We start from the raw sequence: 24,353 nt of genomic DNA, 5'->3' as shown, positions 1-24,353 counted from the left end.
TAACCAGCAAGGCCGATTCGGAGTTCGCGCCGGCGCAGTCGCCATTGGCTCCGACCTCGGCCTCCTCAGCGGGCGGGCGCCTCTTCGTCGCGGCGTGCTCTTCGCCGCAGGACCTGACGGACCCCCGTGAGCACGGCGCCGCACACGACCGTGACGACGATGCCGATGGCCGTCCCGCCGGCCGATCCGCTTCCGTAGTTCGACCATGGCAGCCCGAGACCCCACTGGAGCGCGGGGCCCAACACGAGGAGCACCCCGGCCGGAACGACGATGATCAGCAACGCGCGGCGGCCGCTCCAGGCGGGATGCAGCAGGATGACAGCGGCGGCCACGGCGACGACCGCCAGAGCACCGTAGATCCACGATGCGCCGGACATCCGCCAGCCGTCGTGCGCGAACCAGTCTTGGACTTCACGGACGGTGCGCGCCCACGCGTGCTGACCTCGGCCGTGCGTCGACGAGATGACGGGCAGTGGCCATCCGATGACGGCGAGAACTCCGGCGACCGCGCTCGCGACTCCGAGCACGACCACCCCGAACCGCGAACCGTCTGTGAAGCGATGCCCCGAGGTCCAGGTTGCCCATTGAGTAAATTTGCCCAATGGGCAAATATGTTCTAGTTTGGTGTCATGACAGACGAGGTCTCGTTCCGTGACCAGAAGAAGGCAGCGATCCGTGACGCGTTGAGCGTGACGACTGTGCTGCTCGCTCGGGAGCGGGGGCTCGACAACATCCGTGTCGAGGACATCGTCGGTCGGGTCGGAGTGTCGAGGCGGACGTTCGGGAACTACTTCTCGAGCAAGGAAGACGCGATCGCGGACCGCCACGTGCAACGCGTGCGCAGGGCAGCCGACGATCTGCTCCAGCGGCCACTCGAGGAGCCGTTGTGGACTGCCATCACGGAGGCGCTGCTCGCGCCGTACGAGGCAGAAGAGACGACGACCCCGTCCCGGGAGGAGCAGAGCGGGCTGCTTGCAGTGCTGTCGACGCCGGGCATGCAGTCAGCCGTCGATCGAGGTGCTCGCGCAGCGAACGCAGTGTTCGCGGCCGCCGTCGCGGCGCGCTCAGACGCAGCACCGGAGGATCCCATTCCTGGTCTGGTGTCCGCCGCTGCGCTTTCGACCTTGTTGACAACGCTGGAGTCCTGGGCGGCGCGCGCGGAGCCACAACCCCTCCAGCCGTTCCTCCGAGCTGCGTTCCAACTCCTCGGCGACGGTTTCGACCACCTCCGCTGACCACTGATCCCACACTCTTCGTCAGAAGGAAGACCATCATGTACGACGTCGTCATCGTCGGAGGCGGCCCCGTGGGCATCTTCGTCGCCTGCGAGCTGAAGCTCGCGGGTGTGAACCCCCTCGTCCTCGAACGCCTCCCCGAGATCAACCAATGGGACAAGGCGCACGGCTTGACCGGGCAGGTCGTCCGACTACTGGACCACCGCGGCTTGTTCGAGCGGTGTGCTGGGAGGGCCGTCCCGGAGCCGGCTCCGGGCTTCTTCTTCGGAGCGCTGCCATTGCCGCTCCACACGCTCGGCGACCGCAACCCGATGTACCTGCTCCACATCAACCAGCGCGACCTCGAGCGCGTGCTCAACGACCGCGCAGCAGAACTCGGTGTCGAGATCCGTCGCGGCGTCGAGATGCGCTCCTTCACCCAACACGACGACTCCGTCACCGTCGACGTTGTCGACGTCGCGAGCGGAGCAGAGAGCACCGTGTCGGCGCAGTACCTCGTGGGTAGTGACGGGGCGCGAAGCACTGTTCGGAAGCTCTCCGGTATCGGCTTCCCTGGCAACACCGACCACCACATCGTGGACCGCACAGCCCTGATCTCGCCAACTGAGCAGCTGACGCCCGCCGGCCCCGGGAAAGTGCACGTCGCGGGTCTGGGAGAGATCGCGGAGAGCTTCCACCGCACTGAAACCGGCGTCGTCACCATCGCCCTCCGTGACCCGGAGCACCCGCTGGTCTACACCGCGGAATGGGAGGACCAGCCTGACCGCAGCTTCCCCGGTGAGGGAGCAGCCATGACATTGCACGAGATGGAGGACAGCCTCGAGCGCGTCCTCGGCGTCCGTCTCGACCTCAACGCGCCGGCCGACGGTGAGCCGACGTTGCTGCGCCGTCTGACCGGTCGGAACACACGCGTCGCTGACCGCTATCGCGACCGGCGGATCTTCCTCCTCGGCGATGCCGCACACGTGCACTCTGCCGCAGGCGGACCCGGCCTGAACCTCGCGCTCCAGGACGCGGCGAACCTCGCCTGGAAACTCGCCGCCAGCCTCCACGGCTGGGCCCCCGCGAGCTTGCTCGACACCTACGAGACTGAGCGGCGCCCGCTCGGACAACGCGTCTTCATGCAGACCCAAGCGCAGACCGCGCTCATGGCGCCCGGCTCGGATGTCACCGCCCTCCGGAACCTCTTCGCCGAGATGCTCGCAGACACGACCACCGTGCAGCGCATCGCAGATCTCCTCGCCGGCTCGGACGTCCGCTACGACACGAGTCCCGCGAACCCAGACGGCCCCACCGGATGGTTTGCACCGTCACAACGGGTCGAACTCGCCGACGGGACCATCAGCAGAATCCCGGAACTGCTCCGCACCGCCCACCCCATCTTGGTCGACGCGACCGGCACGTACCGCGACACCATCGCCCCATGGAACGACCGCGTCGACTACGTGCCGCTTGCCGCAACGTACGAACAGACCTCGATGCTGATTCGGCCCGACGGATTCGTCGCCTGGTCCCACAGCGACCCCGCCTCCCTCACAGAGGCACTCGCCGCCTGGTTCGGAACACCCGAACACGGCTCTACCGGAACGGTGTAACGCGTGAATTTCGACGTGATCGGAGCCGCGATCGTCTCGATCAGCGGCGCGCTCTTCGCGACAGCTTCGATCTGGTGTCTGATCGGCCTTGGCCTCAGAACACGAGCAAAGCCTGAGCTCCCAGCAGCTTCCAGAGCCCACCTGTTCACGTCGGCATTGACGGTCCTCGCCGGGCTCGTGGTCCACATCATCGGCTTCTTCCCCGAAGCCTTCGTGCTCGTCTACGGAGGCTCGACGTCGATGCTCGTCGCCGCCTTCTTCGCACGTACGACGGAACGGCCCGCTCCCGGCCGGGTCGCGGGACCGGCCCTGCTCACGGCGGGCGGGATCGTCGTGCTCACCATCGGGCTGCTCACCTAACCGCTGAACAGTCACAAGCGCGCGAAAGTGAGCGAGCAAGCGAGCCCGTGACCGTCCGTCCCGTAGCCGATTCCTCACCGGGGTCTGGTCGTCTCAGAGCTCTGACGTCGGCTGTTGGCGGGGTTGAGAAGATCGCCGTCCCAGCTCAGGTCGTCATCTTCGTGCACCTCGAAGGCCTCGAAGTGATCGTCCGCGAGGATGCTGTCGACGAGTGCGCGTGAGCCGGCGACGATCGTCGAGTCCCAGTCTTCCTCGGAAGCGACGACCCAGGTGTGATCCTCGGGCCAGATCAGCGACGTGTACGGCCCTTCCTGCTGGGGGCGACTGCATCCCCATCCGGGGACGGAGCGCTGCGCCCACGGTGGGTCAGCAAGCTCGCGCAGGCTCGAGCTGAACAACCACATGTCCCGACCGGGCCATGGCATCTGCATGCGAGCCCGCGCGCGCGTGTTCCGGCCTCCTTCGGCCCATGGCGGGTTGCCGGTGCCTTCCCATGCTCCGATGACCAGGTCGTCCGGGTTCCGCGTCGCGGCCCGCAGATGCGTGGTCAGGACCGCGAGGTCCTCCGGGTTGAACCACCCATCGTCGGACTGACCGACACTCCACCCATCCGACCAGTCCCTCGTGTGCTCGTCATCGCTGATGCGGAACCACTGCACCAGGGGATGCATCACCCGGCCGTTACGGCGCGCAACCTCAGCCCACCGCCAACGCGTGTGCTCAACATCGACGGGATTGCCCCACTCGTCGACCGTGTTCGGGTCAGTACGGTGCGCATCCACCGGGTGCAGCAGCCGCGCGTACGCCTCGAAGCCCGTGCCAGCGACACCGCCGACGGTCGCCCCTCGACCGGCTCGCTTCACGAGCCAATCGCCTCGCAGGGCTTCGGTCAGCAGGAGCACCGCATCAGCATCCCACGGTGAACGCCTTCACTCAGGAGGAGCAGTCTCCGAAGACCATCCGCAACCGGAACCGCCCCTACTCCCCCACGTCCGAGCAGCCAGGCAACGCCGCGATGTCCGTGCACCGGTACTCGCTCCACCCACCCTGGCCATAAGTGTCGTACGCCGCAGTCGACGCCACCGTGGCCCCTGCACCAGCCGTCCGGACGAAGGACGGGGTCGGATCACCCTCGGTCGTCCACCGGACCCACTGGAGCGAGGCCACCTCGCCCGCTTCGCTCGCGTCCCGCAGACACCGCAGGCTCTCGGCGGGGAGCGCACCGTCGGCCTCGAGCTCCACGTCACCGCAGTCGGTACCGCTCGGGTTGCTGACCCACTCGGGCGCATCGGCGAGTGTGCGGGCGGATGCGATGGGGTCAGCTGGCTGCTCGCTGCACGCCGACAGGAGCGGCAGCGCGACCAGCGCGAGTCCGGCGGCGGCGAGGACCAGTGGCTTCTGCACAGGACGAGCATGGCTCAACGAGCCGCCCTGCCGGGTCACGGTCCGACAACATGTCGAGCGCTGGCGACCTGACGCCCGGTGGTCCACACGAGACGGACGGGAGGTGGGCCCCACCAGCCGGTACCGGCGCACCGCGCCAGCGGGGTGACGGCCGAGCCTGGAGGGACGGTGCCAGCTGGCACCGGGCCTCCCGTCCGCCTGCTGGTCGCGTCGACGACGCGACGAACAGGCGCTGGTGCGTCAGCGCGATCGGACGATCGCGGCCTTGGTCTGGTCACGCAGGTACGCGATGCCGGCGGCGTTCGGGTGGAGTGCGCCGAAGAGGATGCTGTACTTCGTCCCGGCCAGCGGCGTGCTGTTCGCGGCGGTGCCGCGATCGGTCAGGGTGAGTCCCGCCATCCAGGCGGAAGCCGACGCAGCACAGGGCGTGTGCGCGGCAGAGCCCTGGAGCGTCGAGACGTAGGTGAAGCCACGAGCCTGCGCCGCAGCCTTCACCGCTGCGTCGAGCGCGTTCTGGGTGCGGTGGAAGTAGGCGGTGTCGGTCGCGGTGAAGGGGAACGCGTTCTGCGGGAACGGCGGCTCGAGTCCGGAGTCACCGAGGAGGCTCGAGAAGCACCCCTTCGGGGACTGCGCCGAGCCCGGCGCGATCATCGGGTAGCCGACGACGAACACCTTCGCCCGCGGCGCACGCTGCGCGATCACACGGAACGTCTGCGCGAGCCGTGGCGCGACCGTGTTGTGGATGCGCGCTGCGAGACGGTCCCGCTCGACGCCGTGCACGACTGGTGCGTAGTAGTCCTTGCAGTGGTCGTAGGTCTTGCCGTGGATCTCCGAGAACACCGGACCGTCCTTGTCCAGCGCGACGCAGTTCGAGATGACGTCGGTGAACCCCAGGTCGTTCCCGCCGATCGACACCGTGACGACGTCCGTGTCCTTGGACAGCGCGTCGGCCTGGACGGGCGCGGTGGCACTGCCGACACCGGTCGCCTGCGGGACCCGGGTGATGTTGCCGGTGGTGGCACCGGCGCAGGCACGGTCGTCGAGCCGGAGACCCAGGGATGCCGCGACCTGGTGCGGGTAGTCGGTGGTGGACTGGAAGCAACCGGCCGCCGGACCCGAGCCGTAGGGGGCGACGCCGAAGCCGCCCGCGTACGAGTCGCCGAGGGCCACGTAGCTGTCACCGCGGGACGGCGAGGACACGGCGGCCACGGGTTGGGCGGGCGCCGCGCCGTCGGCGTTGGCCGCGGAGACGGGCCCGGCTGCCCCGACAGCGAGCGCTGCCGCCGTCAGGACGCCACTGGTGATCAGCAGCGCATTGGTGCGGCGGAGGCGAGGAGCGTGACGCATGGAGCAGGTTCCTTCCAGAGGGCCATTCGACAGACGATCGTCTGACAAGTAGACGGTAGGTCGGCGGGACGTCCCGCGCCATGAGAGGGCCACAAGGTGCATGGGATGCATTCCGCGCACCCGCCCTGTCCCTCGACGTGGATCAGGTCGGCGCGCACCAGGTGGACAGGTGGTCCAGCGCCGCTCCGGCCGTGTTCACCAAGCGCTTGCGGGTCGATTCCCGGTCGGCATCCGCGAGGACCGCGTCGCCGATGGCCTCGGTGACCTGCTGCACGACGGCCACGAGGGCGGCAGCCTGAGCACGCCGGGTCATCGAGTCGAAACCCGTGTCCGCCAGTTCCTCTGCCACCGCGGACGTGACCTCGTCGTAGAACTCCAGCGCCCGTCGACGGAGCACCGCGCTGAGCCGGCACTGCGCAGGGAACTCACCCCGCGCCAAAGCCGGATCCTCTGCGACGTACCGATCGACGTCCTCGAGGACGATGGTGCGCATCGCTTCCGCCGGCGACTGGTGCGCACCTCGGTCAGCAACCGCAGCTCGGATCTTCTCGAGCACCTCGTCGGCTCGGTCGAACACCAGATCGGGTTTGGTCGGGAAGTAGTTGTAGACGGTCTGATCCGAGACGCCTGCAGCTCGGGCCACGTCTGACATCGACACCTCGTCGTACCCGTGCTCAGCGAACAGGCGTGCAGCAACGTCACCCAGGCGCTCGCGGGTCTCCCGTTTCTTGCGCTCTCGCAGCCCCGACGGAACACCCTCGCTCGACTCCACCATCCCCCGAGTCTGACACGAAACGTTGAGTGACCCAAAGTTCTGGTACGTTGGCCGAACTTAGAGTCACTACAAGTTCGGTGGATGCCGAGGAACGAGGACGATCGATGACCACGCAGAAGCAGGAACAGGTACTCATTGCAGGAGCGAGTTTCGCTGGGCTCACGACCGCGCTGTGGATGCGTCGGCTCGGGTACGACGTCTCGATCGTCGAGGTCGCTCCCGGGTTGAAGCGAGGCGGCACCCCGGTCGACATCCGCAACGACACCATCGCGATGGTGGATCGGATGGGCCTGCTCGAGCAGATCTCAGCGAAGGCGCTCGCGCCGCGGGTGACGGAGTTCACGACGCCGGAGGGAGACCGCATCGCGCGGATGGATCCCGTGCCTCCCTCGGCCGGATCGACGGGCGACGGCTACGAGGTCCACCGCGACGACCTGCTCGACATCCTCGTCGCCGCGACCGAGGGCGAAGTGGAGATGCTGTGGAACAACTCGATCACATCCCTGCACGAGACCGACGAGGAGCGCGTGCACGTCACCTTCCGCGACGGAACCGAACGGGACTTCTCCATGGTGTTCGGCTGCGACGGCAACCACTCCACACTGCGTCGACTGCACTTCGGGCAGGAAGCGCTGTACAGCCACTTCCTGCGGACGTACTTCTCCGTCGCCACCCTCGACGGCCTCGTCATCGAACCGCAGACGACCCGGATCACCAACGCACCGGGCGTCACGATGCTGGTCAACTCGTACGACACCACCACCGACCTCGTCCTCGGATTCCGCTCCGAGCAGGAGATCCCCTTCGACCACCACGACGAAGCGGCACAGAAGCGCATCCTCCGCGAGCACATGCTCCAGGCCGGTTCGCCGTTCGCGGACCACGTCGACGAGGCCGTCGGCGCCGAGACGTTCTACTTCGACAAGCTCAGCCAGATCAAGATGTCAGCGTGGACGTCCGGCCGCGTCGCACTCGTCGGCGACGCCGGTTACTGCCCCTCCCCGGCCGCCGGGATGGGCGGCTCGCTCGCCATCATCGGCGCCACCGCACTCCACGACGCCCTCCGGGACGCGGACGGCGACGTCGAGCAGGCCTTCGCCGGCTACGAGCGCGCGCTCAGGCCGGTCGTCGACGCGGTACAGCACGACGCCGAGCACATCGGAGTCAGCAGCTACTTCCCCGCGACCGCCGACCAGATCGATGCGCGCAACAGGATGCTGCTCGGCCGCTGACCACCGCCCGAGCCGCCGCCTCGGCTGCGGAGGTGACCAGGCACCGGACGAACACCCGACGAGCGATCGTCGCGACCGTTCTGATCGTGGGTGCCGCGGCCGTCGTGTTCATCGGTCTGCGCGCCGCGCGAGACTGCCCGGGACGCTGTGGGATCCCCGCGTCGTCAACCTGACTTCGGAGGTCCAGGGAGAGCTCCTCGTGATCCGAGCGGACTACTGGTCGCGCGAACTCCCACCCTGACCGGCGGGTGGAGCTGTCACCGACGCCCGCACCGTCACCGACCGTGCTCAGTGACTGTCGGTCATCCCGCTGCTGACGTACGAGGACCCCACCGTGTCGTCGGTGAGCGTGCAGTTGTACATGGCGTACGGGTCGGTGTGCCCGTCGTCGAAGGTGAAGGGGTAGACGAGCTGGTAGGTCCCGTCGCTGCCCGGGTACCCCGACGGGTCGTCCGTGAACGTCAGGGTGACCCCGGCGTCCGCGGCGCCCTTGCTGCACTCGTCGTAGACGTGCTGCGCGAGCGCCGACGTTGCGGGCCCCTGCGACGGGGAGGACGACGGGGTCGACGGGGTCGACGGAGTCACGGCGTCCGTCGCGGTCGCAGACGGGGACGGGGCCGGGGTCTCGTCCCCGGTCGTCGCCGAGGTGGCGGACGGTGACGGAGTCGGTGCGCTCGCTGCGCAACCGGTGAGGGCGGCGACCATGACGCAGGCAGCAACCGCGGTGACGCTGAGGCGGGTTCGGGTGTTCATCGGCGGTCTCTTCCTCGATCGGAGCGGGAGTCGCTCACTGAGAGATGTCGTGTGATGGCCGATCCTGACACGGTCACGAGGCCCGTGAGCAGCTTCGATCGGTGTCGCGGTTCTCGCGCCGCGCCGCGCCGTTTTCGCGTCCTGTAGGTGATTGCCGACCGGCCAGAAAGATCATGCCGCCGATGGGGCGCCGGTCGCGGCGATGGTCTCCCGGTACGCCTCGATCTTCCGTTCCAGCGCAGTGAGGTGCCGCTGCACCTCCGCCTGCCGAGCGAGGACGGTCGCATGGTGCTGCTCGAGGAGCGCGAGCCGTGCGACATCGTCGGCACCATCTCTGTACGCGGCCGCGTAGTCACGCATCTCCTGCACGTTCATCCCGGTCCCGCGGAGCATCACCGTCCCGGCGAGCCAGCTCAGTGCCGCCGTGTCGTACCGCCGCCACCCATCCGGACCGCGATCAGGAGCCGGCGCGATCCCTTCCTTCTCGTAGTAGCGGATCGTGTCGACCGTGATGCCGAGCAGCTCCGCCGCAGCGCTGATCGTGACCGGTCCGTCGACGTGGACCTCGGGAAGCAGCATGAGCCGAGTCTCCCACTTGACATGGTGTGCACACCAGGGTGGAGGGTCGTCATCGTCCGGGTGATCCCGGCGACGAACGGAGAACACGCATGCAGCAGATCCCTCTCGGCTCCCAGGGGCTCGTCACGTCCGCACTCGGACTCGGATGCATGGGCATGAGCGCCTTCTACGGCGGCGCCACTGAGACCGGCTCCGCCGAGACCATCCGACGCGCCCTCGACCTCGGGATCACCCTGTTCGACACCGCGGAGGCGTACGGACCGTTCGAGAACGAGAAGCTCCTCGGCCATGTCCTCGGTTCGGATCGGGACCGCGTCGTCGTCGCTTCGAAGTTCGCCACCGACTTCACCGAGGACGGCCAGCCCATCGGACTCGACGGGTCCCCGGAGCATGCACGCCGCGCGATCGACCGGTCCCTGAGCCACCTCGGCACCGACCACATCGACCTCTGGTACCTCCACCGGGCAGACCCGAACGTGCCGATCGAAGACACGATCGGCGCGATGGCTGAAGCCGTCACGGCCGGCAAGGCCCGCTACATCGGGGTCTCCGAGACCTCGGCCGAGACCCTGCGACGTGCGCACGCGACGTTCCCCATCACGGCGATCCAGTCCGAGTACAGCCTCTTCGAGCGCGACGCCGAACACAACGGCGTCCTCGACACCGCGTCGGAGCTCGGCATCGGGTTCGTGCCGTTCTCGCCGCTCGGCCGCGGGTTCCTCTCCGGCACTGTCACCCGCAAGGACGACCTCCCCGAGGGCGACGCACGGCGGAACCTCCCCCGGTTCTCCGACGAGGCGATCGACGCGAACTTGCACGTCGTCGAGGCGCTGAAGGTCATCGCCGACGAGAAGGGCGTCACGACCGCGCAACTCGCGCTCGCGTGGCTGATGCAGGCCGGCACCGTCCCGATCCCCGGCACCACGAAGGCCTCCCGTGTCGAGGAGAACGTCGCCGCTGCCGACGTCGTGCTCACCACGAACGATCTCGCCCGGATCGAAGCTGCCTCCCCGCACGGCGTCGCCGTCGGTACCCGCAACACCGAAGCAGGAATGGCACGCGACCGCGGCTGAGCCGAACGGAACGCCCCCCAACACCAGCAGGTACCGCGGGGCGTCCATCGCGTCCGCCAACCCCCTTCGTCGAGCCCCAGACCTCGACCGGGCCGCCAGATGCGTGACGACCGAGGTTCAGCCGCCGCTGTGCTCCCGACGACGCACCCGCAGGGTGCCGATGCCCTGCACGATGCAGACGACACCGCTCGCGACGACGATGACCCCGGTCACGATCCGGCCGATGGAGACCCCACCGAACAGCAGCGGGGCGACCGCGACCCCGATGAAGATCGCGCCCATCACGATGACGACGACCGGGTTCTGGGCGACGAAGAACCGGCGACCGCCGTTCGCTTCGGCGATCGCGCGGTCCCGAGCACGAGGGACGGCGTCCGGCGATCGACCCGCGCGGCGATCTGCACGCCGTCGCCGGCTGCGCAGGAGCAACCACACCGCGGCGCCGATGACGACGGCCGCTCCGATCGCGAGCCACTCGACGATGTGGAAGGAGCCGAAGACGATCACCAGGACGAACCCGACCGCGATGCCCACGAACATGTCCGTGGTCATCCGGTCGGTCCGGCCGTCGCCACTCGTGACGTACCCAGGGCGGCGTTCGTACGGATCGTGCTCGTCCACGGCCGGTCCGTCGGCCCGTTCGGTTACCATGCTCCGAACGTACCGACGGCGGTCGGGACCCGTCCGGGTCAGCCCACTCGTTCCGCCGGGGGCTCGGCCCGGACGCCGCGTGCTGGACGCCGCTCCCGCACGATCGCCACCGCCTGGCGCAGCGACAGCCCCGGCAGGTAGGTGCGGACGATCGCGACGCCGATGGTGGGCAGCGCCACCGGGTCCGGGTACGCCATCACCAGGGGGTGCAGGTCGGGCCCGAACTTCGCCTTGAAGCGCAGCAGGGAGCGGAACCCGTAGACGGGTTCGAGCGCACCGCCGACGACGTCGAGGACCGACTCGACGCCGCTCCGGCCGGCGCCCTGTGGTTCCGCCGAGGACGCGAGCGGGGCCGCGGACAGGCTGAGGCGCTCGGCACCGTCGGCCCGCATCCGGTCGACCGCACTCGCGACCAGGAACTCCATCACACCGTTCGGGGCGTCCGGCGCGCGGCGCATCACGTCGAGCGTCCACCCGACCACCTGCCCGGCACGGTACGCGGGGAGCCAGCTGGTGACGGCAAGGACGGTGCCGTCCTCGCTCAGGGCGACGAGCGTCCGGACGGCGGGGTCGCGCATCTCGTCGATGCCGCCGAGGGTGAACCCCATCTCCGGCAGTTCGCGCTCGGCGACCCACTCCTCCGAGATCGCCTCGACCTGGCGGGTGACCGATCCGGGCAGCGAGGCCCAGTCCGACCAGAGCGCGGTGGTGCCGGACCGTGCAGCCTTGTTGACGGCCGTGCGGACGTCCTGCTTGCGCTTGCCCGTCGTGGTCCAGGTGCGCGGGTCGAGGTCGGCGTCCTCGGCCACGGGGAGCGTCGTCCAACCGAGTCGTGCGAGTGCAGCACCGAGGGTGGCGTCGATGCCGTAGAAGACGGGCGTCCAGCCGTGGTCGTCCGCGGCCCGTGCGAAGCCCTCGAGCGCCGCGAGCCGTGCGTCCTCGTGTCCGAAGGGACCGCCGGTCGTCACAGCGACGCTGCCGGTGCGGTGGTAGGCGACGCCGGCGCGCCCGTCCTCGGTGAACCAGTACTCGTTGCCGGGCCAGGTCGTCATCCACCCGAAGGTGTCGCCGCCGCCGGCGACCAGGAGCGCCCGAGCAGCCGCCCGCGCGGCGTCCTGCCCGTCGAGGTCACTGTCCGAGCGTCCGGCACCGGTCGGCCGGACCGCGGCGATCGCCACCGCGAGCCACAGGAGCGGCCCCGAGATGCCGACGACGAACCGCAGCGCCGGCTCGGCTTGTCCGAGGTGCGTGGGCAGGGTCACGGGGGCGATCGGACCGAGCACGGCGAGCGCCAGGTGGAGGGGCTCCCGCACGCTGTCGCCCGAAGCCACGGCGACGCCGACGACGACGACCGCGAGCACCAGGGCCGCGCCCGCGACCGTCACGGCGAAGGTCAGCAGTCGTCGCCGGTCGGTCCGGACCGGGAAGTCCGCGCGGCGCAGGACGAGCACCACGGCGGTGGCGATCGGCACCAGCACCGACGCGACGAGCGAGAGCGAGACCTCGAGGTGGTCAGACGCCAGACGCTGCACAACGGCATGGTGCCGGTCGGGCAGCACCCCGTACGAGACGGCGGTCGCGAGGCCGGTGACCAGGTCGACGGTCACGACGAGCCACAGCGCGAACCGACTGCCACGCCGGAGGCCCACCGCACCGACCGCCAGGACCACGAGCGGCATCACGGCCAGCAGCGACTGGAACAGGCCGTGCGGGTGCACCGCGGCGAGCGCTCGGACGCAGCTTGCGGTCACCCCGGTCACCGAGCAGTGCGGCATCCGTCCGGTCGGCCCGGTGTCGAGCACCACGGCGAGCGGGGCGAGCAGCCCGAGTTGAGCACCGGTGACGAGCGCGAGGACGGGGCCGACCGCCGACACGGTGACCGCGGCCACCAGCAGCACGCGGGTCTCGCGTGAGGAGCTCCGGGTCCAGCCGCTCCGTACCGGTGACCGTCGCAGCACGCGGCCGAGCACCAGGCCGACGACCAGGGCGAGCGCCGCGTGCAGGTCGGACGCGTGTCCGGCGTAGAGCAGCAGCGCGGCGACGACGGCGATCGACACGACCCGGATCCGGCGTCGCCACAGGGCGCCGGCGAACGCGCTCGCGGTGACGATGGTCCCGACGATCCAGGTCCAGGGGCCGACGTGTCCCAGGTGCACGAGGAAGCCGGGGTTGGCCGGGGCTCCGTCGAACAGCTGGAGCACGGCACCGAGGCCGGTCCCCACGACGGTCGTGACGACCATCGCGAGCAGGGTGCGCCGCCAGCCGAGCAGCCGTTCGGACGCGCCGGTGCACACCACGACGGCGACGAAGGTGACGAGGAACCCGACGACGCTGGACGTCACCGCGACCACGCCGAGCGGACCCATCGTCCCGCCCAGGGTGTCGGGCGTCCGTCCGTCGAGCGCGCCGACGCAGCGGAGCACCACGGCGGCGATGCCGGCGACGACGGTCAGGGCCGAGACGACACTCGTCAGCGGGTACCGACGGGCCACCGGCACGAGTCGCCCCGGGGTCGCCCACGCGAGGGCCGCGGCCACCGCGCTCACCGGAGGCCCATGTGCGCGATCACGCCGGGCATCCCCACGCGCAGGGCGTAGCGCACGGTGTTCCAGTCGTGGGCGGAGCCCTCGGACACCAACAGTCGGGTCTGCATCCCCGCGGCGTCCGCAGCTGCGCGGAGCGCCGTGGTCGAGGCGACGTAGGGGTCGTCCTCGCTGCCGTAGGCGAAGACGGTCAGGTGCCCCGGGTACGGCCCGTGCGCCCGCATGATCGCCCGCGGTGCCGCTGCGGCGTAGCGGCTGGCGGAGCCGCCGAACCCCACCTGGATGCTGTGCTGGACGGAGCCGCTCAGGGGTGCGAGCTCGCTCGAGATCGCGAAGGTCGTGCCGAACACGTCGGGGTGCGCGGCGGAGAACTGCATGGCGCACGTCGCGCCCTGCGAGAACCCGACGATGCCCCAGGCGGAGGGCGCTGCCCCGACGCGCAGGTGCTGTCGGATCCAGTTCGCGGTGTCGGTCATGATGTACGTCGCGGAACGGCCGAGGGGCGAGTCGACGCACATCGGGTTCCGGCCCGGTGCCCCGAGTTGGTCCGGCGCGACGACGATCGGGGCCAGTCCGTGGTGGGCCTCGGCGAACGCGTCCATCACCGCCCCGAGCCGACCGGCCTGGAACATGTCGCTCGGCTGGCCGGGTTGTCCGGCCAGGCTGATCAGGAACGGCAGGGTCGGCGGTCGCTCGGTCAGGGCAGCGGGCGGCAGGTACACGTCCGCCGGCCGCCCGTGGAAGTGGGAGACGGTCGACGGGATGGCGACGGAGAGCACCTTCCCGCGCCGCGGCATGTCGGCGGGCGCCCGCCAGGTGGCCGGGTCGACCACCGGACTGGAGGCGCGCCCCACCCCCGTCTCGTGTCCCAGCGGACCGGACGGGTACGGATCGGTCGTGACGGCCTGCTCGATCGTGCGGTACGCCCCGAAGTCGACGTTGACGCCGAGGACGGCGGCCAGGGCCACCGCCACCGCCGCGAGCACGCCGAGCACGCGGCGGACCCAGCCGCCCTGCACGACCGTCGCGACGAGCAGGCCGACGGCGCCGAAGGCCAGGGCCACCCACATCCGGGTGATCGGGGTGAACGACACCCCGTACAGGTCCTGGACGTCCCCGAACCACCACACCGCGACCAGGCCGATCACGGCACCGACGGCCACGCCGCCGAGCCGCCAGAGCAGGCCCCGGACCGGATGCCGGGAGCGACGACCGAACACCGGCAGCAGCGCGGCGACGGCGAGGAGCCCCGCGGCGACGTCCACCGGGACGAGCACGGACGGTGCGACGACGGCGACGTGGAACAGGGGTCGGAGCAGATCGTTGAACATGGGGCCTCCCGGCGGACGGTGCAATCGTGGCGTCGGCCCGCTGCGAACAGGGCACCGAGGCGCTTCCGGTTCGCACAGTTCCCACCTGTGCGGCTCCCAGGCAGTGCTCAAGAATCCCCCAGCGAACCGTCCGGAGCGACGGGCCCGCCGGACCTCTCGGTGGCGCACACCTAGGGTGAACGGGTGACGCACGACGGATCGGTACGGGCTGCCCTCGCGGCGGTCGCAGCGGACGGCTGGGGCGACGGCGGGCCGCTCGTCGAACCCGGCAGCACGGCCTCGCCACGTCGGGCCGCGGTCCTGATGCTCTTCGGTGCGCTCGACCACACCCCGAGCGACCGACCGGCGGCAGCACCCGGGGTCCCGCGCGACCTCGACGTCCTGCTCCTCGCCCGGGCCACGACCCTGCGCGCGCACGCGGGTGAGGTCGCGTTCCCCGGCGGACGCATCGACCCCGGTGACGCGGACGCCGTCGCCGCCGCACTCCGCGAGGCACAGGAGGAGACGGGGCTCGACCCCGCCGGCGTCGAGGTGCTCGGCACACTGCCGGCCGTGCCCCTGGCGTTCTCGAACCACCTGGTGCGGCCCGTCATCGGCTGGTGGCGCGACCCCTCACCGATCCGCGTCGTCGACGAGCACGAGTCGGCGGCGGTGTTCCGGGTCCCCGTGGCCGACCTGCTCGACCCGGAGAACCGCGGCGTGACCGTGATCCGCCGCAGTGGTCAGGAGTGGCGCGGACCGGCGTTCACGATCGAGGCCGACGGGGACGAGCACCTGGTGTGGGGCTTCACCGCGATGCTGCTGGATGCGCTGTTCGACCGACTCGGCTGGACGGAACCGTGGGACCGGAGCCTCGAGGTGCCGCTGCCCGACTGAGCAGCGGGAACGACAGCGGGTCGGCCCGCACCGCGTCGACCGCGTGGGCCACGGCCCCGATGACGACGACGTCGGCCCCGAGCGACGACGCGACGAGTTCCGGCACCGGGTCGAAGTGCCCCTTCGCGAGCAGGTCGCGCGCACGGTCGATGACCGCGACCGCCGGCTGGGCGATCGCGCCGGCGACCACGACGCGGTCGATGTCGAGCAGGCTCGCGAGCAGGATGCAGACCCGGGCCAAGCGGTCACCCAGGCGGTCGACGATGGTGCGCGCGACCGGATCACCGCTCCGCGCGGCCGCGAACACCAGGGCGGCGTCGGCGGCGAGCGCGGCGTCCGCGGGGATCTGCCCGTCGGCGACGGCGTCCGCCACGAAGGTGCGGGCGACGGCGCCGATGCCGTCGGACGAGCCGACACCCTCGACGAGTTCGAGCACCCGCATCTCCCCGGCACCGCCGTGGGCACCGCGCAGCAGGACCCCGTCGACGACGAGGCCTGCGCCGAAGCGTTCGCCGGACAGCAGCGCCGCGAACGAGGCGTCACCCGAGGACGGCCGCTCGGCGAGCGCGGCGAGGTTCGCGTCGTTCTCGACGAGCACCCGGCCGTCCGGCACGGCGTCGGCGAACCCCGGGTTCATCCGGACCCAGAAGCCGCCGTCGTCGGGCGAGGCCCCGGCGGCGTCGACCGGCGCCGGGATGCCCACGACGGTGACCAGGACCCGGGTGCGGTCGACGTCGGCCGCGGCGAGGGCGGCGGCCACGGTGTCGGCGAGGACCCCGAGTCGCACGGGCACCTCGAGGCCCGATTCTCCGAGCGCCCCCTCGGCACGACCGAGCACCGTGCCGCGCAGGTCGGCGACGAAGGCCGTGACCCGGTGCTGGCCGGCGTCCACACCGACGACGACCCCGGCGACCGTGTCGAGCGCGTAGCGACGGGCGGGGCGTCCCATCCGGTACTCCCCCGCGGCGCGGGCGTCGTCGAGCTCCCGGAGCCAGCCGAGCCGCACGAGCTCCTCGGCCGCCCCGAGCACGGTCGACCGGGTCAGGCCGGTGGCGTCGATCGCCTCGGTCGCGGTGAACGCCGACGAGTCGAAGGCGTACGCGAGCAGCGTCTCTGCGCTCGTTCCACGGGGTGGCGGCATGTCGTGACCCTATCGCGCGACGAGTTCCTTGCGGAATTAGATTTTCTCGCTACATTTAGTTCCGCGGGCAGCATCGGAGCCGCTCGCGGGACGGAACGGCAGGGACGCCGGGTCCGGACGGACGGAGACGACGTGCAAGCACACGCCACCGCCAGGAGCGCAGCATCGGTCAGCCGACGCGGGTTCCTGCTGGGAGCGGGCGGCATCGGAGCGGGCCTCGCGCTCGCCGGATGCGCCCCGATCGGGTCCTCGAGCGCCAAGCCGGAGACCATCACGTTCTACGTGTCGAAGCCCGAGGTCATCGGCTACTTCGACGACGTCATCGCGCAGTTCCACCAGAGCCAGTCGAAGGTCCGGGTCGTGCGCGACTCGACCTCGAGCATGTCCGCGAACTTCGTGCGGAACCGGCCGCCGGACCTCGGCTGCTGGAACTACAACTTCTCGGTCGTCCCGTTCGTCGAGCACGGCGCGCTGACCGACCTGTCCGACCTGCCGCAGGCCGACACCATCAACCCCGACCTGTGGCCGCTCATGGAGCAGACCGCCGACTACCCCGGCCGGAAGAGCGCCCTGCCGTACTCGGTGACGGCGGCGTCGGTGATCTACAACAAGGCCCTCTTCGCGCAGCAGGGGCTCGACGTCCCGACGACGTGGAGCGAGTTCGCCGACGTGTGCGAACGCCTGACCAAGGCCGGCATCGCGCCGATCTACGGCACGTTCAAGGACAACTGGACGATCGCCCAGGGCATGTTCGACTACTCGATCGGCGGCATGATCGACACCCCGGCGACCTTCGAGGCACTCCGCCGCGAGGGCACGAACGTCGGCAAGGGATCCGCCGTCTCGTTCGAGCGCGACCTGCGGAAGCCGATGGAGCGCATGGTGCAGCTCCGCTCCTGGCACCAGGACGGCGCCGCGAGCCGCGGGTACGGCGACGGCAACCTCGCCTTCGCCCAGGGCAAGGCGGGCATGTACCTGCAGGGACCGTGGGCCCTCGGCGAGATCGCCAAGACCACGAAGGACATGGACCTCGGCACGTTCCCGCTGCCCGTCACCGACGACCCGGCCGACCGCAAGGTCCGCGTGAACGTCGACCTGGCGCTCTGGATCCCGGAGGCGTCCCGCAAGCAGGAGGCCGCCCGCGAGTTCCTGTCGTTCCTGATGTCCAAGCGGGTCAACGACGAGTACAACGCGGACAACAACGGCTTCGGGGTGCGCAAGGACGCTCCCCCGGCGTCGAACCCCGCCCTCCGCGGCATGCAGTCGTACTACGACGACGCAGCCTTCTACCTCGGCGCCTCGCAGCTCATCCCCGCCGAGATCCCGGTCGCGAACTACGCGCAGTCGATCGCCTTCGGCGGCGACCCGCAGCGCCAGCTCCGCACCCTCGACGCCGACTGGGCGCGTCTCGCGCTCCGCACGGCCGCGTAAGGAGACGTCCGAATGGCAACCACGACCACCGAATCCATCACGACGGCGGACCGCCGCCGCCGTGGCGGAGCCGCCACGGGCCTCCAGGCCGGACGACGGGACGGACGACGCAAGCCCCGCGTCGACCCGCTCTTCCTGGCGTTCCTGCTGCCCACCCTGGTGCTCTTCACGCTCGCCATCACGCTGCCGGCGGTGATGGGCATCGTGCTGAGCTTCACGAACTCCGTCGGCTTCGGCGAGTTCCGCTTCACCGGGCTCACCAACTACATCGCGGTGTTCTCCGACCCCGCGATCCTGCAGGCGTACCTGTTCACGCTCGGGTTCTCGCTCGTCACCGTGATCGTCGTGAACGCGATCGCGTTCCTGCTGGCCATCGCGCTGACGTCGAAGATCCGCGGCAAGATCGCGCTGCGTGCGGTGTTCGTGCTGCCGATGGTGATCTCGGGGATCGTCATCGCCTACGTGTTCTCGTTCCTGTTCGCGAACAGCCTGCCGGCCTTCGCCACCGCGATCGGCTTCGGGCCGCTCGAGCAGAGCATCCTGGCGAACCCCGACCTGGCCTGGCTGGCGATCGTGGTCGTCACCGCCTGGCAGGCGATCCCGTCGACGCTCCTCATCTACATCGCCGGCGTCCTCTCGATCCCCGGCGAGGTGTACGAGGCAGCCGCCCTCGACGGTGCCAGCGCCTGGCGGCAGCTCGTCTCGATCACCGCACCGCTGACCGCGGGCTACATCCTGATCAACCTGGTCATCGGGTTCAAGAACTTCCTGAACTCGTACGACATCATCGTCGGCCTGACCGACGGCGGCCCCGGCACCTCGACCACCAGTGTCGCGATGTCGATCTTCAAGGGCTTCAACGGCGGCGACTACGCCTACCAGATGGCGAACGCCACGATCTTCTTCGTCATCGCGGTCGTCATCGCCGTGATCCAGCTGCGGGCGACCCGCGGGAAGGCAGCGCTCTGATGTCCCTGCAAGCACCCCTGCGACCGGGGACCACCGCGACCGGCAGCATCCGTTCCGTCGACGCCGACCGGTCCTCCGGCTCGGGCAAGGCCGGCCGCGGTCGTTCGAACTGGCCCGTCACCGTCGTCCTCGTGCTCTGCGCGCTGTCGGTGCTCGTGCCGCTGTACGTCACGCTGACGATGGCGTTCAAGACCACCGGCCAGGCCGTCGACGGCAACGCGTTCTCGCTGCCGGCACCGTTCAGTGTCGACGGCTTCGTGCAGGCGTGGCAGCTGACCGACTTCCCGCGGGCCTTCGCGGTCTCGGTGTTCGTCGCCGCGATCACCGTCGTCGGCACGATCCTGCTCGCATCGTTCACGGCCTACGCGATCGCCCGGAACTGGGACCGACGACTGTTCCGCTGGTCGTTCTTCTACCTGCTCGCGGCGATGTTCCTGCCGTTCCCCGTGCTCGCACTGTCGCAGGTGAAGCTCACCGGGCTCGCGCACCTGGACAACCCGCTCGGCGTCGCGATCCTGCACGTCATGTTCCAGCTCTCCTTCAGCGTGCTGCTCTTCACGGCCTTCCTGCGGTCGATCCCGGCGGAGCTGGAGGAGAGTGCTCGCATCGACGGTGCGAGCACGGGGCAGGTGTTCTGGCGACTCGTGTTCCCGCTGCTGGCACCGATGAGCGCCACCGTCGGCATCTTCGCGTTCCTCGCGTCCTGGAACGACTTCGTGATGCCGTCGCTGATCACCTCCGACCCGGCGCTGCAGACCCTGCCGGTGCTGCAGCAGATGTTCCAGACGCAGTTCAGCAACAACTACAACGTGTCCTTCGCCTCGTACCTGATGGCGATGGCCCCCGCGATCATCGTCTACCTCGTCACCCAGCGGTGGGTGATGGCCGGCGTGACCCAGGGCGCCATCAAGTGACCGACACCGCCGGTGCGGGCCTGACCGCGATCGACGGTGCGGACCCGACCGACACACACCCCTCGACCCCCTCGACCCACGAAAGGCCCGACGTGACCGACACCCTCGCCCAGCCCGCCACCACCTCGCACGACGAGACCTGGTGGCGCCAGGCCAGCGTCTACCAGATCTACCCCCGCTCGTTCGCCGACGCGAACGGCGACGGCATCGGCGACCTGCCCGGCATCACCGAGCGGGTGCCGTACCTGGCCTCGCTCGGCATCGAGGCCGTCTGGCTCAGCCCCTTCTACCCGTCCGCCCTGGCCGACGGCGGCTACGACGTCGACGACTACCGCGACGTCGACCCGCGCCTCGGTACCCTCGACGACTTCGACCGGATGGTCGACGCGCTGCACGCCGCCGGCATCCGGGTGATCGTCGACGTCGTCCCGAACCACACGAGCGACCGGCACGAGTGGTTCCGCGAGGCCCTCGCAGCACCCAAGGGCTCCCCCGCCCGCGACCGCTACGTGTTCCGCGACGGCAGCGGACCGTCCGGCGAGGACGCCCCCGCCGACTGGATCTCGATCTTCGGCGGCCCGGCCTGGACCGCCGTCGGCGACGGCCAGTGGTACCTGCACAGCTTCGCGAAGGAGCAGCCCGACCTGAACTGGGCGAACCGCGAGGTCCGCGACGACTTCCTGCACACCCTGCGCTTCTGGTCCGACCGCGGCGTCGACGGGTTCCGCATCGACGTGGCCCACGGCCTGGCGAAGGACCTGGGCGAGACCCTCCCCACCTGGGCCGAGCTCGCCGAGATGCCGAAGGACGGCACGCACCCGCTCTGGGACCGCGACGACGTGCACGAGATCTACGCCGAGTGGCGGACGGTCTTCAACGAGTACACGCCGGCCCGCACCGCGGTCGCCGAGGCCTGGGTCCCCGCCCACCGCCGTGCCCGCTACGCCAGCGCCGAGGGACTCGGTCAGGCGTTCAACTTCGACCTGCTCGAGGCCGACTTCGACGCCGGCCAGTTCCGCACCATCATCGAGTTCAACCTCGGCCTCGCCGAGCAGTCCGGCTCGTCGACCACGTGGGTGTTCTCGAACCACGACGTCGTCCGGCACGCCACCCGCTACGCCCTGCCGCCCCGCGCCGGTGGCACCGACAAGCAGGGCAGCGCGTGGCTGCTCGCCGGCGGCTCGCAGGACGCGCTCGACCGGTCGCTCGGCCTGCGCCGCGCACAGGCCGCCACGCTGCTCGAGCTCGCCCTGCCCGGCTCGGCCTACCTGTACCAGGGCGAGGAGCTCGGCCTGCACGAGGTCGGCGACATCCCGGACGCCGACCGCCAGGACCCGGCGTTCTTCCGCAACCCGGGCGTCGACGTCGGTCGTGACGGCTGCCGCGTGCCGATCCCGTGGACGCGCACCGGCTCGTCGTTCGGCTTCGGTCCGGACGGTTCGCACCTGCCGCAGCCGGCGTGGTTCGCGGACTCCAGCGTCGAGGCCGAGGACGCCGGCCCCGACTCCACCCTCAACCTGTACCGGAAGGCGCTCGGCCTGCGTGGCCAGCTGCAGTCCGAGGAACAGCTCGAGTGGATCGAGACCGGCCGCGACGACGTGCTCGCGTTCCGTCGGCCGAACGGCTGGACCAGCGTGACGGTCTTCGGCGACGAGCCCTTCGCGCTGCCGGCCGGCGAGCTGCTGCTCGCCTCGGCCCCCGTCATCGACGGTGCCCTGTCGGGCGTGGGGACGGCCTGGTTGCGTTCCTGACGCGACGCTCGCGCCCTGGGCGCGACCGGATGACGGACGGGAGGCGCGGTGCCAGCTGGCAGCGCGCCTCCCGTCCGTCGTCGCCCGCGTCTACCCGCGGAACCCGCGCTACCCGACGGAAACCGGCGTACCTGCCGGAAACGGGCGTACCGGGTCGAAAGTTCCGACCGGGTACGCCCGTTCTCGCATACCATCGCGGCCGTTCTGGGAAGGAAGTCCCGGTAGGGTCACCGCATGAGCGGGGCGAGCATCAGCGTGCAGGACTTCGTGACGCGGTTCGGCGACCGCAACGTGGTCGACGGACTGTCGTTCGACGTCGCCCCCGGTGAGACGTTCGGGCTGCTCGGCAGCAACGGCTCCGGCAAGACCACGACGATCCGGGCCCTGCTCGGCATCACCACCGCGACGGCGGGCACGCTGATGATCGACGGCCACCCCTACCGGCCGGCCACCGGCGGCATCGGCTACCTGCCCGAGGAGCGCGGGCTGTACCGCAAGGAGTCCGTCATCGACGTGATGACCTACTTCGGGCGCCTGCGCGGGCTCCGCGGAGCCGAGGCGACCGCGTGGAGCATGGACTACCTGGCCCGGGTGGGGCTCGCCGACCGCGCGAAGCTGCGCGTCGACAAGCTGTCCGGCGGGCAGCAGCAGAAGGTGCAGCTCGGCATCACGATCATGGACCGGCCGCGGCTGCTCATCCTCGACGAGCCGACCAAGGGGCTCGACCCGGTGAACCGGCGGCTCCTGCTCGACCTGGTCGACGAACGGAAGGCCGACGGCGCGACCGTGGTCCTCGTGACGCACCACATGGACGAGGTCGAGCGGCTCTGCGACCGCATCCTGCTCCTCAAGGACGGGAGGGCCGCCGCGTACGGATCCGTGCCCGACGTGCAGGACGCCTTCGGTGGCGCTGTCGCCCGCGTGGGGCTCGACGGCCCCGTACCGAAGTCGTCGCTGTACCGGCTCGCCCGCCACGAGGGGCACGTCGCCTACCTGGTCCCGACCCAGGCCGCCGCTCCGGACGGTGCGGACGTCCTGGCGGAACTGGTCGCGGCCGGGGTGCACGTCACCGCGTTCGAGATGCGCCGGATCCCGCTCGACGAGATCTTCGTGCAGGTCTACGGGCACGACGCCCTCGCCGCTGCGTCGTCGGACGGAGCGGCGGCATGAGCAACCTCGGCACGGTCGTCCGGTTCGAGTTCGTCCGCGCGGTCAAGAAGCCCGCGTTCTGGATCGGCACCCTCGCGCTGCCGGTCGTCATCGTGGTGGTGTCACTGCTCGTCGGCATCGGGCAGGCCGCCGGCACGAACTCCGTGGTGTCCGGGTCGTCCGCCACGAAGACCCCGTTCCACTACGTCGACGAGTCCGGCCTGGTGTCGGAGTCCGTGGCGGCGAAGTGGGGTGGGACGCCGTCCACCGATGCCGCCGCCGACCGTGCCGCCGTCCGGTCCGGTGACCTCGACGCCTTCATCGCGTTCCCGTCGTCGCCGTCCACGACGGCCATCCGGGTCGACGCCGCCGACCGGGGGCTCTTCGCCAACGGCGTGTACTCGTCGCTGGCCGAGCGGGTGCTCGAGCAGAGCGTCGCCGCGTCAGTCGACGACCCCGAGACCGTGCAGCTGCTCCGCAGTCCACCCGCCACCGACGTCACCACCTACGCCGACGGCCGGGTCGCGCCGGGCTGGTTGTCCGTCGTGCCGCCGTTCCTGTTCGTCGCCGCGTTCTTCGGACTCGTCATCCTGCTCGCCGCCCGGATGGTCACCGTCGTGGTCGAGGAGAAGGAGAACCGGATCTCCGAGATGATCCTGACCACGGTGACCGCGGGCGACCTGATCCGCGGCAAGGTCATCGCGATGCTGCTCGTCGGCTTCGTGCAGGTCAGCGTGTTCGTCGTGCCCGGCCTGGTCGGGCTGCTCGTCGCCCTGCCGTTGGTGTCCTCGCAGCTCGGCGGGCTGACGGTCGACCCGTGGCGGATGGTGACCGGGGCGCTTCTGCTCGTCGGCGGGGTGCTGCTGGCGTCCGGGCTGTTCGTCGCCGTCGGGGCTGCCGTGCCGTCGATCAAGGACGCCTCGGCCCTGCAGTCGGCAGCGATCTTCGCGCTGATCATCCCCCTGTACGCGGCGTTCTTCGTGATGACGACGCCGACGTCGCCCGTTGCGCAGTTCTTCACGTACTTCCCGACCTTCACGCCGATCACCGCGATGGTGCGGAACGCCGTCGGGGCCCTGACCGTGACGGAGTCGGTGGTCTGCATCGTCGAGGTGTTCGTCGTCGCCGGGCTGCTGCTGTGGTTCGCGGAGTACCTGTTCCGGCACTCGGTCGCGCAGTACGGGTCGAAGGTGACGGTGCGGCAGATGCTGTCGTGGCGGCGGGGCCGGCGGGGCTGACCTCGC

23 protein-coding genes are annotated in these 24,353 nt (G+C 70.3%); 12 read left to right on the top strand and 11 right to left on the bottom strand.

Features of this window, described 5'->3' with window-relative positions:
* Nucleotides 1-65 precede the first annotated feature (65 nt).
* Nucleotides 66-533 carry a hypothetical protein gene (locus tag ABRP24_RS16115; protein ID WP_349849544.1) on the bottom strand — a complete coding sequence of 156 codons (468 nt, stop codon included), beginning with the start codon at nt 531-533 and terminating at the stop codon, nt 66-68.
* Between the two features lie 96 nt (nt 534-629).
* On the opposite strand from ABRP24_RS16115, the gene ABRP24_RS16110 reads away from it, so the two are divergent.
* The 3 genes from ABRP24_RS16110 to ABRP24_RS16100 are packed head-to-tail and all read left to right on the top strand — an operon-like array spanning nt 630 to nt 3,190.
* Nucleotides 630-1,235, top strand: a complete 606-nt coding sequence (locus ABRP24_RS16110) for a TetR/AcrR family transcriptional regulator (protein WP_349849546.1) — start codon at nt 630-632, stop codon at nt 1,233-1,235.
* Nucleotides 1,236-1,273: 38 nt separating this feature from the next.
* Nucleotides 1,274-2,830, top strand: coding sequence for an FAD-dependent monooxygenase (locus ABRP24_RS16105; RefSeq protein WP_349849548.1), 1,557 nt, complete (start codon nt 1,274-1,276; stop codon nt 2,828-2,830).
* Between the two features lie 3 nt (nt 2,831-2,833).
* Entirely contained in the window at nt 2,834-3,190 is a 357-nt protein-coding gene (locus ABRP24_RS16100) for a hypothetical protein (RefSeq protein ID WP_349849906.1), read from the top strand.
* 74 nt (nt 3,191-3,264) lie between these two features.
* Here ABRP24_RS16100 and ABRP24_RS16095 read toward each other — a convergent pair whose 3' ends face one another.
* The 4 genes from ABRP24_RS16095 to ABRP24_RS16080 all read right to left on the bottom strand — a co-directional run bounded on the left by ABRP24_RS16095 (nt 3,265) and on the right by ABRP24_RS16080 (nt 6,716).
* Nucleotides 3,265-4,092: a hypothetical protein gene (locus tag ABRP24_RS16095; protein WP_349849908.1), complete on the bottom strand. Its 828-nt coding sequence runs from the start codon at nt 4,090-4,092 to the stop codon at nt 3,265-3,267.
* Between the two features lie 76 nt (nt 4,093-4,168).
* Nucleotides 4,169-4,594, bottom strand: a complete 426-nt coding sequence (locus ABRP24_RS16090) for a hypothetical protein (RefSeq protein ID WP_349849910.1) — start codon at nt 4,592-4,594, stop codon at nt 4,169-4,171.
* Nucleotides 4,595-4,834: 240 nt separating this feature from the next.
* Nucleotides 4,835-5,941: an SGNH/GDSL hydrolase family protein gene (locus ABRP24_RS16085; RefSeq protein WP_349849912.1), complete on the bottom strand. Its 1,107-nt coding sequence runs from the start codon at nt 5,939-5,941 to the stop codon at nt 4,835-4,837.
* A 142-nt stretch (nt 5,942-6,083) separates the two neighbouring features.
* Nucleotides 6,084-6,716: a TetR/AcrR family transcriptional regulator gene (locus ABRP24_RS16080; protein WP_349849914.1), complete on the bottom strand. Its 633-nt coding sequence runs from the start codon at nt 6,714-6,716 to the stop codon at nt 6,084-6,086.
* 104 nt (nt 6,717-6,820) lie between these two features.
* Between ABRP24_RS16080 and ABRP24_RS16075 the strand changes: the two genes are divergently transcribed.
* Nucleotides 6,821-7,948: an FAD-dependent monooxygenase gene (locus ABRP24_RS16075; RefSeq protein WP_349849916.1), complete on the top strand. Its 1,128-nt coding sequence runs from the start codon at nt 6,821-6,823 to the stop codon at nt 7,946-7,948.
* A 288-nt stretch (nt 7,949-8,236) separates the two neighbouring features.
* Here the strand turns inward: ABRP24_RS16075 and ABRP24_RS16070 are convergent, their stop codons facing one another.
* Nucleotides 8,237-8,701, bottom strand: coding sequence for a hypothetical protein (locus ABRP24_RS16070; protein ID WP_349849918.1), 465 nt, complete (start codon nt 8,699-8,701; stop codon nt 8,237-8,239).
* Nucleotides 8,702-8,872: 171 nt separating this feature from the next.
* Entirely contained in the window at nt 8,873-9,280 is a 408-nt protein-coding gene (locus tag ABRP24_RS16065; protein ID WP_214560716.1) for a MerR family transcriptional regulator, read from the bottom strand.
* Nucleotides 9,281-9,369: 89 nt separating this feature from the next.
* On the opposite strand from ABRP24_RS16065, the gene ABRP24_RS16060 reads away from it, so the two are divergent.
* Entirely contained in the window at nt 9,370-10,353 is a 984-nt protein-coding gene (locus ABRP24_RS16060; RefSeq protein ID WP_349849920.1) for an aldo/keto reductase, read from the top strand.
* A gap of 117 nt (nt 10,354-10,470) precedes the next feature.
* Here ABRP24_RS16060 and ABRP24_RS16055 read toward each other — a convergent pair whose 3' ends face one another.
* Genes ABRP24_RS16055 through ABRP24_RS16045 form a run of 3 tightly spaced genes read right to left on the bottom strand, consistent with a single transcriptional unit; the run spans nt 10,471 to nt 14,878 of the window.
* A complete protein-coding gene (locus ABRP24_RS16055) occupies nt 10,471-11,004 on the bottom strand; it encodes a hypothetical protein (RefSeq protein ID WP_349849922.1) in 534 nt (177 codons plus the stop codon).
* 38 nt (nt 11,005-11,042) lie between these two features.
* Nucleotides 11,043-13,550 (bottom strand): DUF2156 domain-containing protein, encoded by a 2,508-nt coding sequence (locus ABRP24_RS16050; protein WP_349849924.1) that lies wholly within the window; start codon nt 13,548-13,550, stop codon nt 11,043-11,045.
* Nucleotides 13,547-14,878, bottom strand: a complete 1,332-nt coding sequence (locus ABRP24_RS16045; RefSeq protein WP_349849926.1) for an alpha/beta hydrolase-fold protein — start codon at nt 14,876-14,878, stop codon at nt 13,547-13,549. The genes ABRP24_RS16050 and ABRP24_RS16045 overlap by 4 nt, the downstream gene beginning before the upstream one ends.
* A 183-nt stretch (nt 14,879-15,061) precedes the next feature.
* On the opposite strand from ABRP24_RS16045, the gene ABRP24_RS16040 reads away from it, so the two are divergent.
* A complete protein-coding gene (locus tag ABRP24_RS16040; protein ID WP_349849928.1) occupies nt 15,062-15,754 on the top strand; it encodes a CoA pyrophosphatase in 693 nt (230 codons plus the stop codon).
* Here the strand turns inward: ABRP24_RS16040 and ABRP24_RS16035 are convergent.
* Nucleotides 15,666-16,895 carry an ROK family protein gene (locus tag ABRP24_RS16035; RefSeq protein WP_349849930.1) on the bottom strand — a complete coding sequence of 410 codons (1,230 nt, stop codon included), beginning with the start codon at nt 16,893-16,895 and terminating at the stop codon, nt 15,666-15,668. The two genes, ABRP24_RS16040 and ABRP24_RS16035, sit on opposite strands and share 89 nt — an antisense overlap.
* A 132-nt stretch (nt 16,896-17,027) precedes the next feature.
* Between ABRP24_RS16035 and ABRP24_RS16030 the strand changes: the two genes are divergently transcribed.
* The 6 genes from ABRP24_RS16030 (at nt 17,028) to ABRP24_RS16005 (ending at nt 24,347) form a co-directional block, all read left to right on the top strand.
* Nucleotides 17,028-18,326: an extracellular solute-binding protein gene (locus ABRP24_RS16030; RefSeq protein WP_301625871.1), complete on the top strand. Its 1,299-nt coding sequence runs from the start codon at nt 17,028-17,030 to the stop codon at nt 18,324-18,326.
* 12 nt (nt 18,327-18,338) lie between these two features.
* Nucleotides 18,339-19,295 (top strand): carbohydrate ABC transporter permease, encoded by a 957-nt coding sequence (locus tag ABRP24_RS16025; protein WP_111057796.1) that lies wholly within the window; start codon nt 18,339-18,341, stop codon nt 19,293-19,295.
* Nucleotides 19,295-20,209, top strand: a complete 915-nt coding sequence (locus ABRP24_RS16020) for a carbohydrate ABC transporter permease (RefSeq protein ID WP_027466185.1) — start codon at nt 19,295-19,297, stop codon at nt 20,207-20,209. Before ABRP24_RS16025 ends, ABRP24_RS16020 begins: the two co-directional genes overlap by 1 nt.
* A gap of 92 nt (nt 20,210-20,301) precedes the next feature.
* Nucleotides 20,302-21,960 carry a glycoside hydrolase family 13 protein gene (locus ABRP24_RS16015; protein ID WP_349849933.1) on the top strand — a complete coding sequence of 553 codons (1,659 nt, stop codon included), beginning with the start codon at nt 20,302-20,304 and terminating at the stop codon, nt 21,958-21,960.
* Nucleotides 21,961-22,194: 234 nt separating this feature from the next.
* The gene (locus ABRP24_RS16010) at nt 22,195-23,130 is read left to right on the top strand and encodes an ATP-binding cassette domain-containing protein (RefSeq protein ID WP_349849935.1); all 936 of its coding nucleotides are present in this window, start codon (nt 22,195-22,197) and stop codon (nt 23,128-23,130) included.
* The gene (locus tag ABRP24_RS16005; protein ID WP_111029939.1) at nt 23,127-24,347 is read left to right on the top strand and encodes an ABC transporter permease; all 1,221 of its coding nucleotides are present in this window, start codon (nt 23,127-23,129) and stop codon (nt 24,345-24,347) included. The genes ABRP24_RS16010 and ABRP24_RS16005 overlap by 4 nt, the downstream gene beginning before the upstream one ends.
* Nucleotides 24,348-24,353 lie beyond the last annotated feature (6 nt).

The organism is Curtobacterium sp. WHRI 8282 (assembly GCF_040223925.2).
GTDB classification, from domain to species: domain Bacteria; phylum Actinomycetota; class Actinomycetes; order Actinomycetales; family Microbacteriaceae; genus Curtobacterium; species Curtobacterium flaccumfaciens.
The sequence above is the reverse complement of the archived record's forward strand: the minus strand, read 5'-3'. Positions and strand labels throughout refer to the sequence as shown.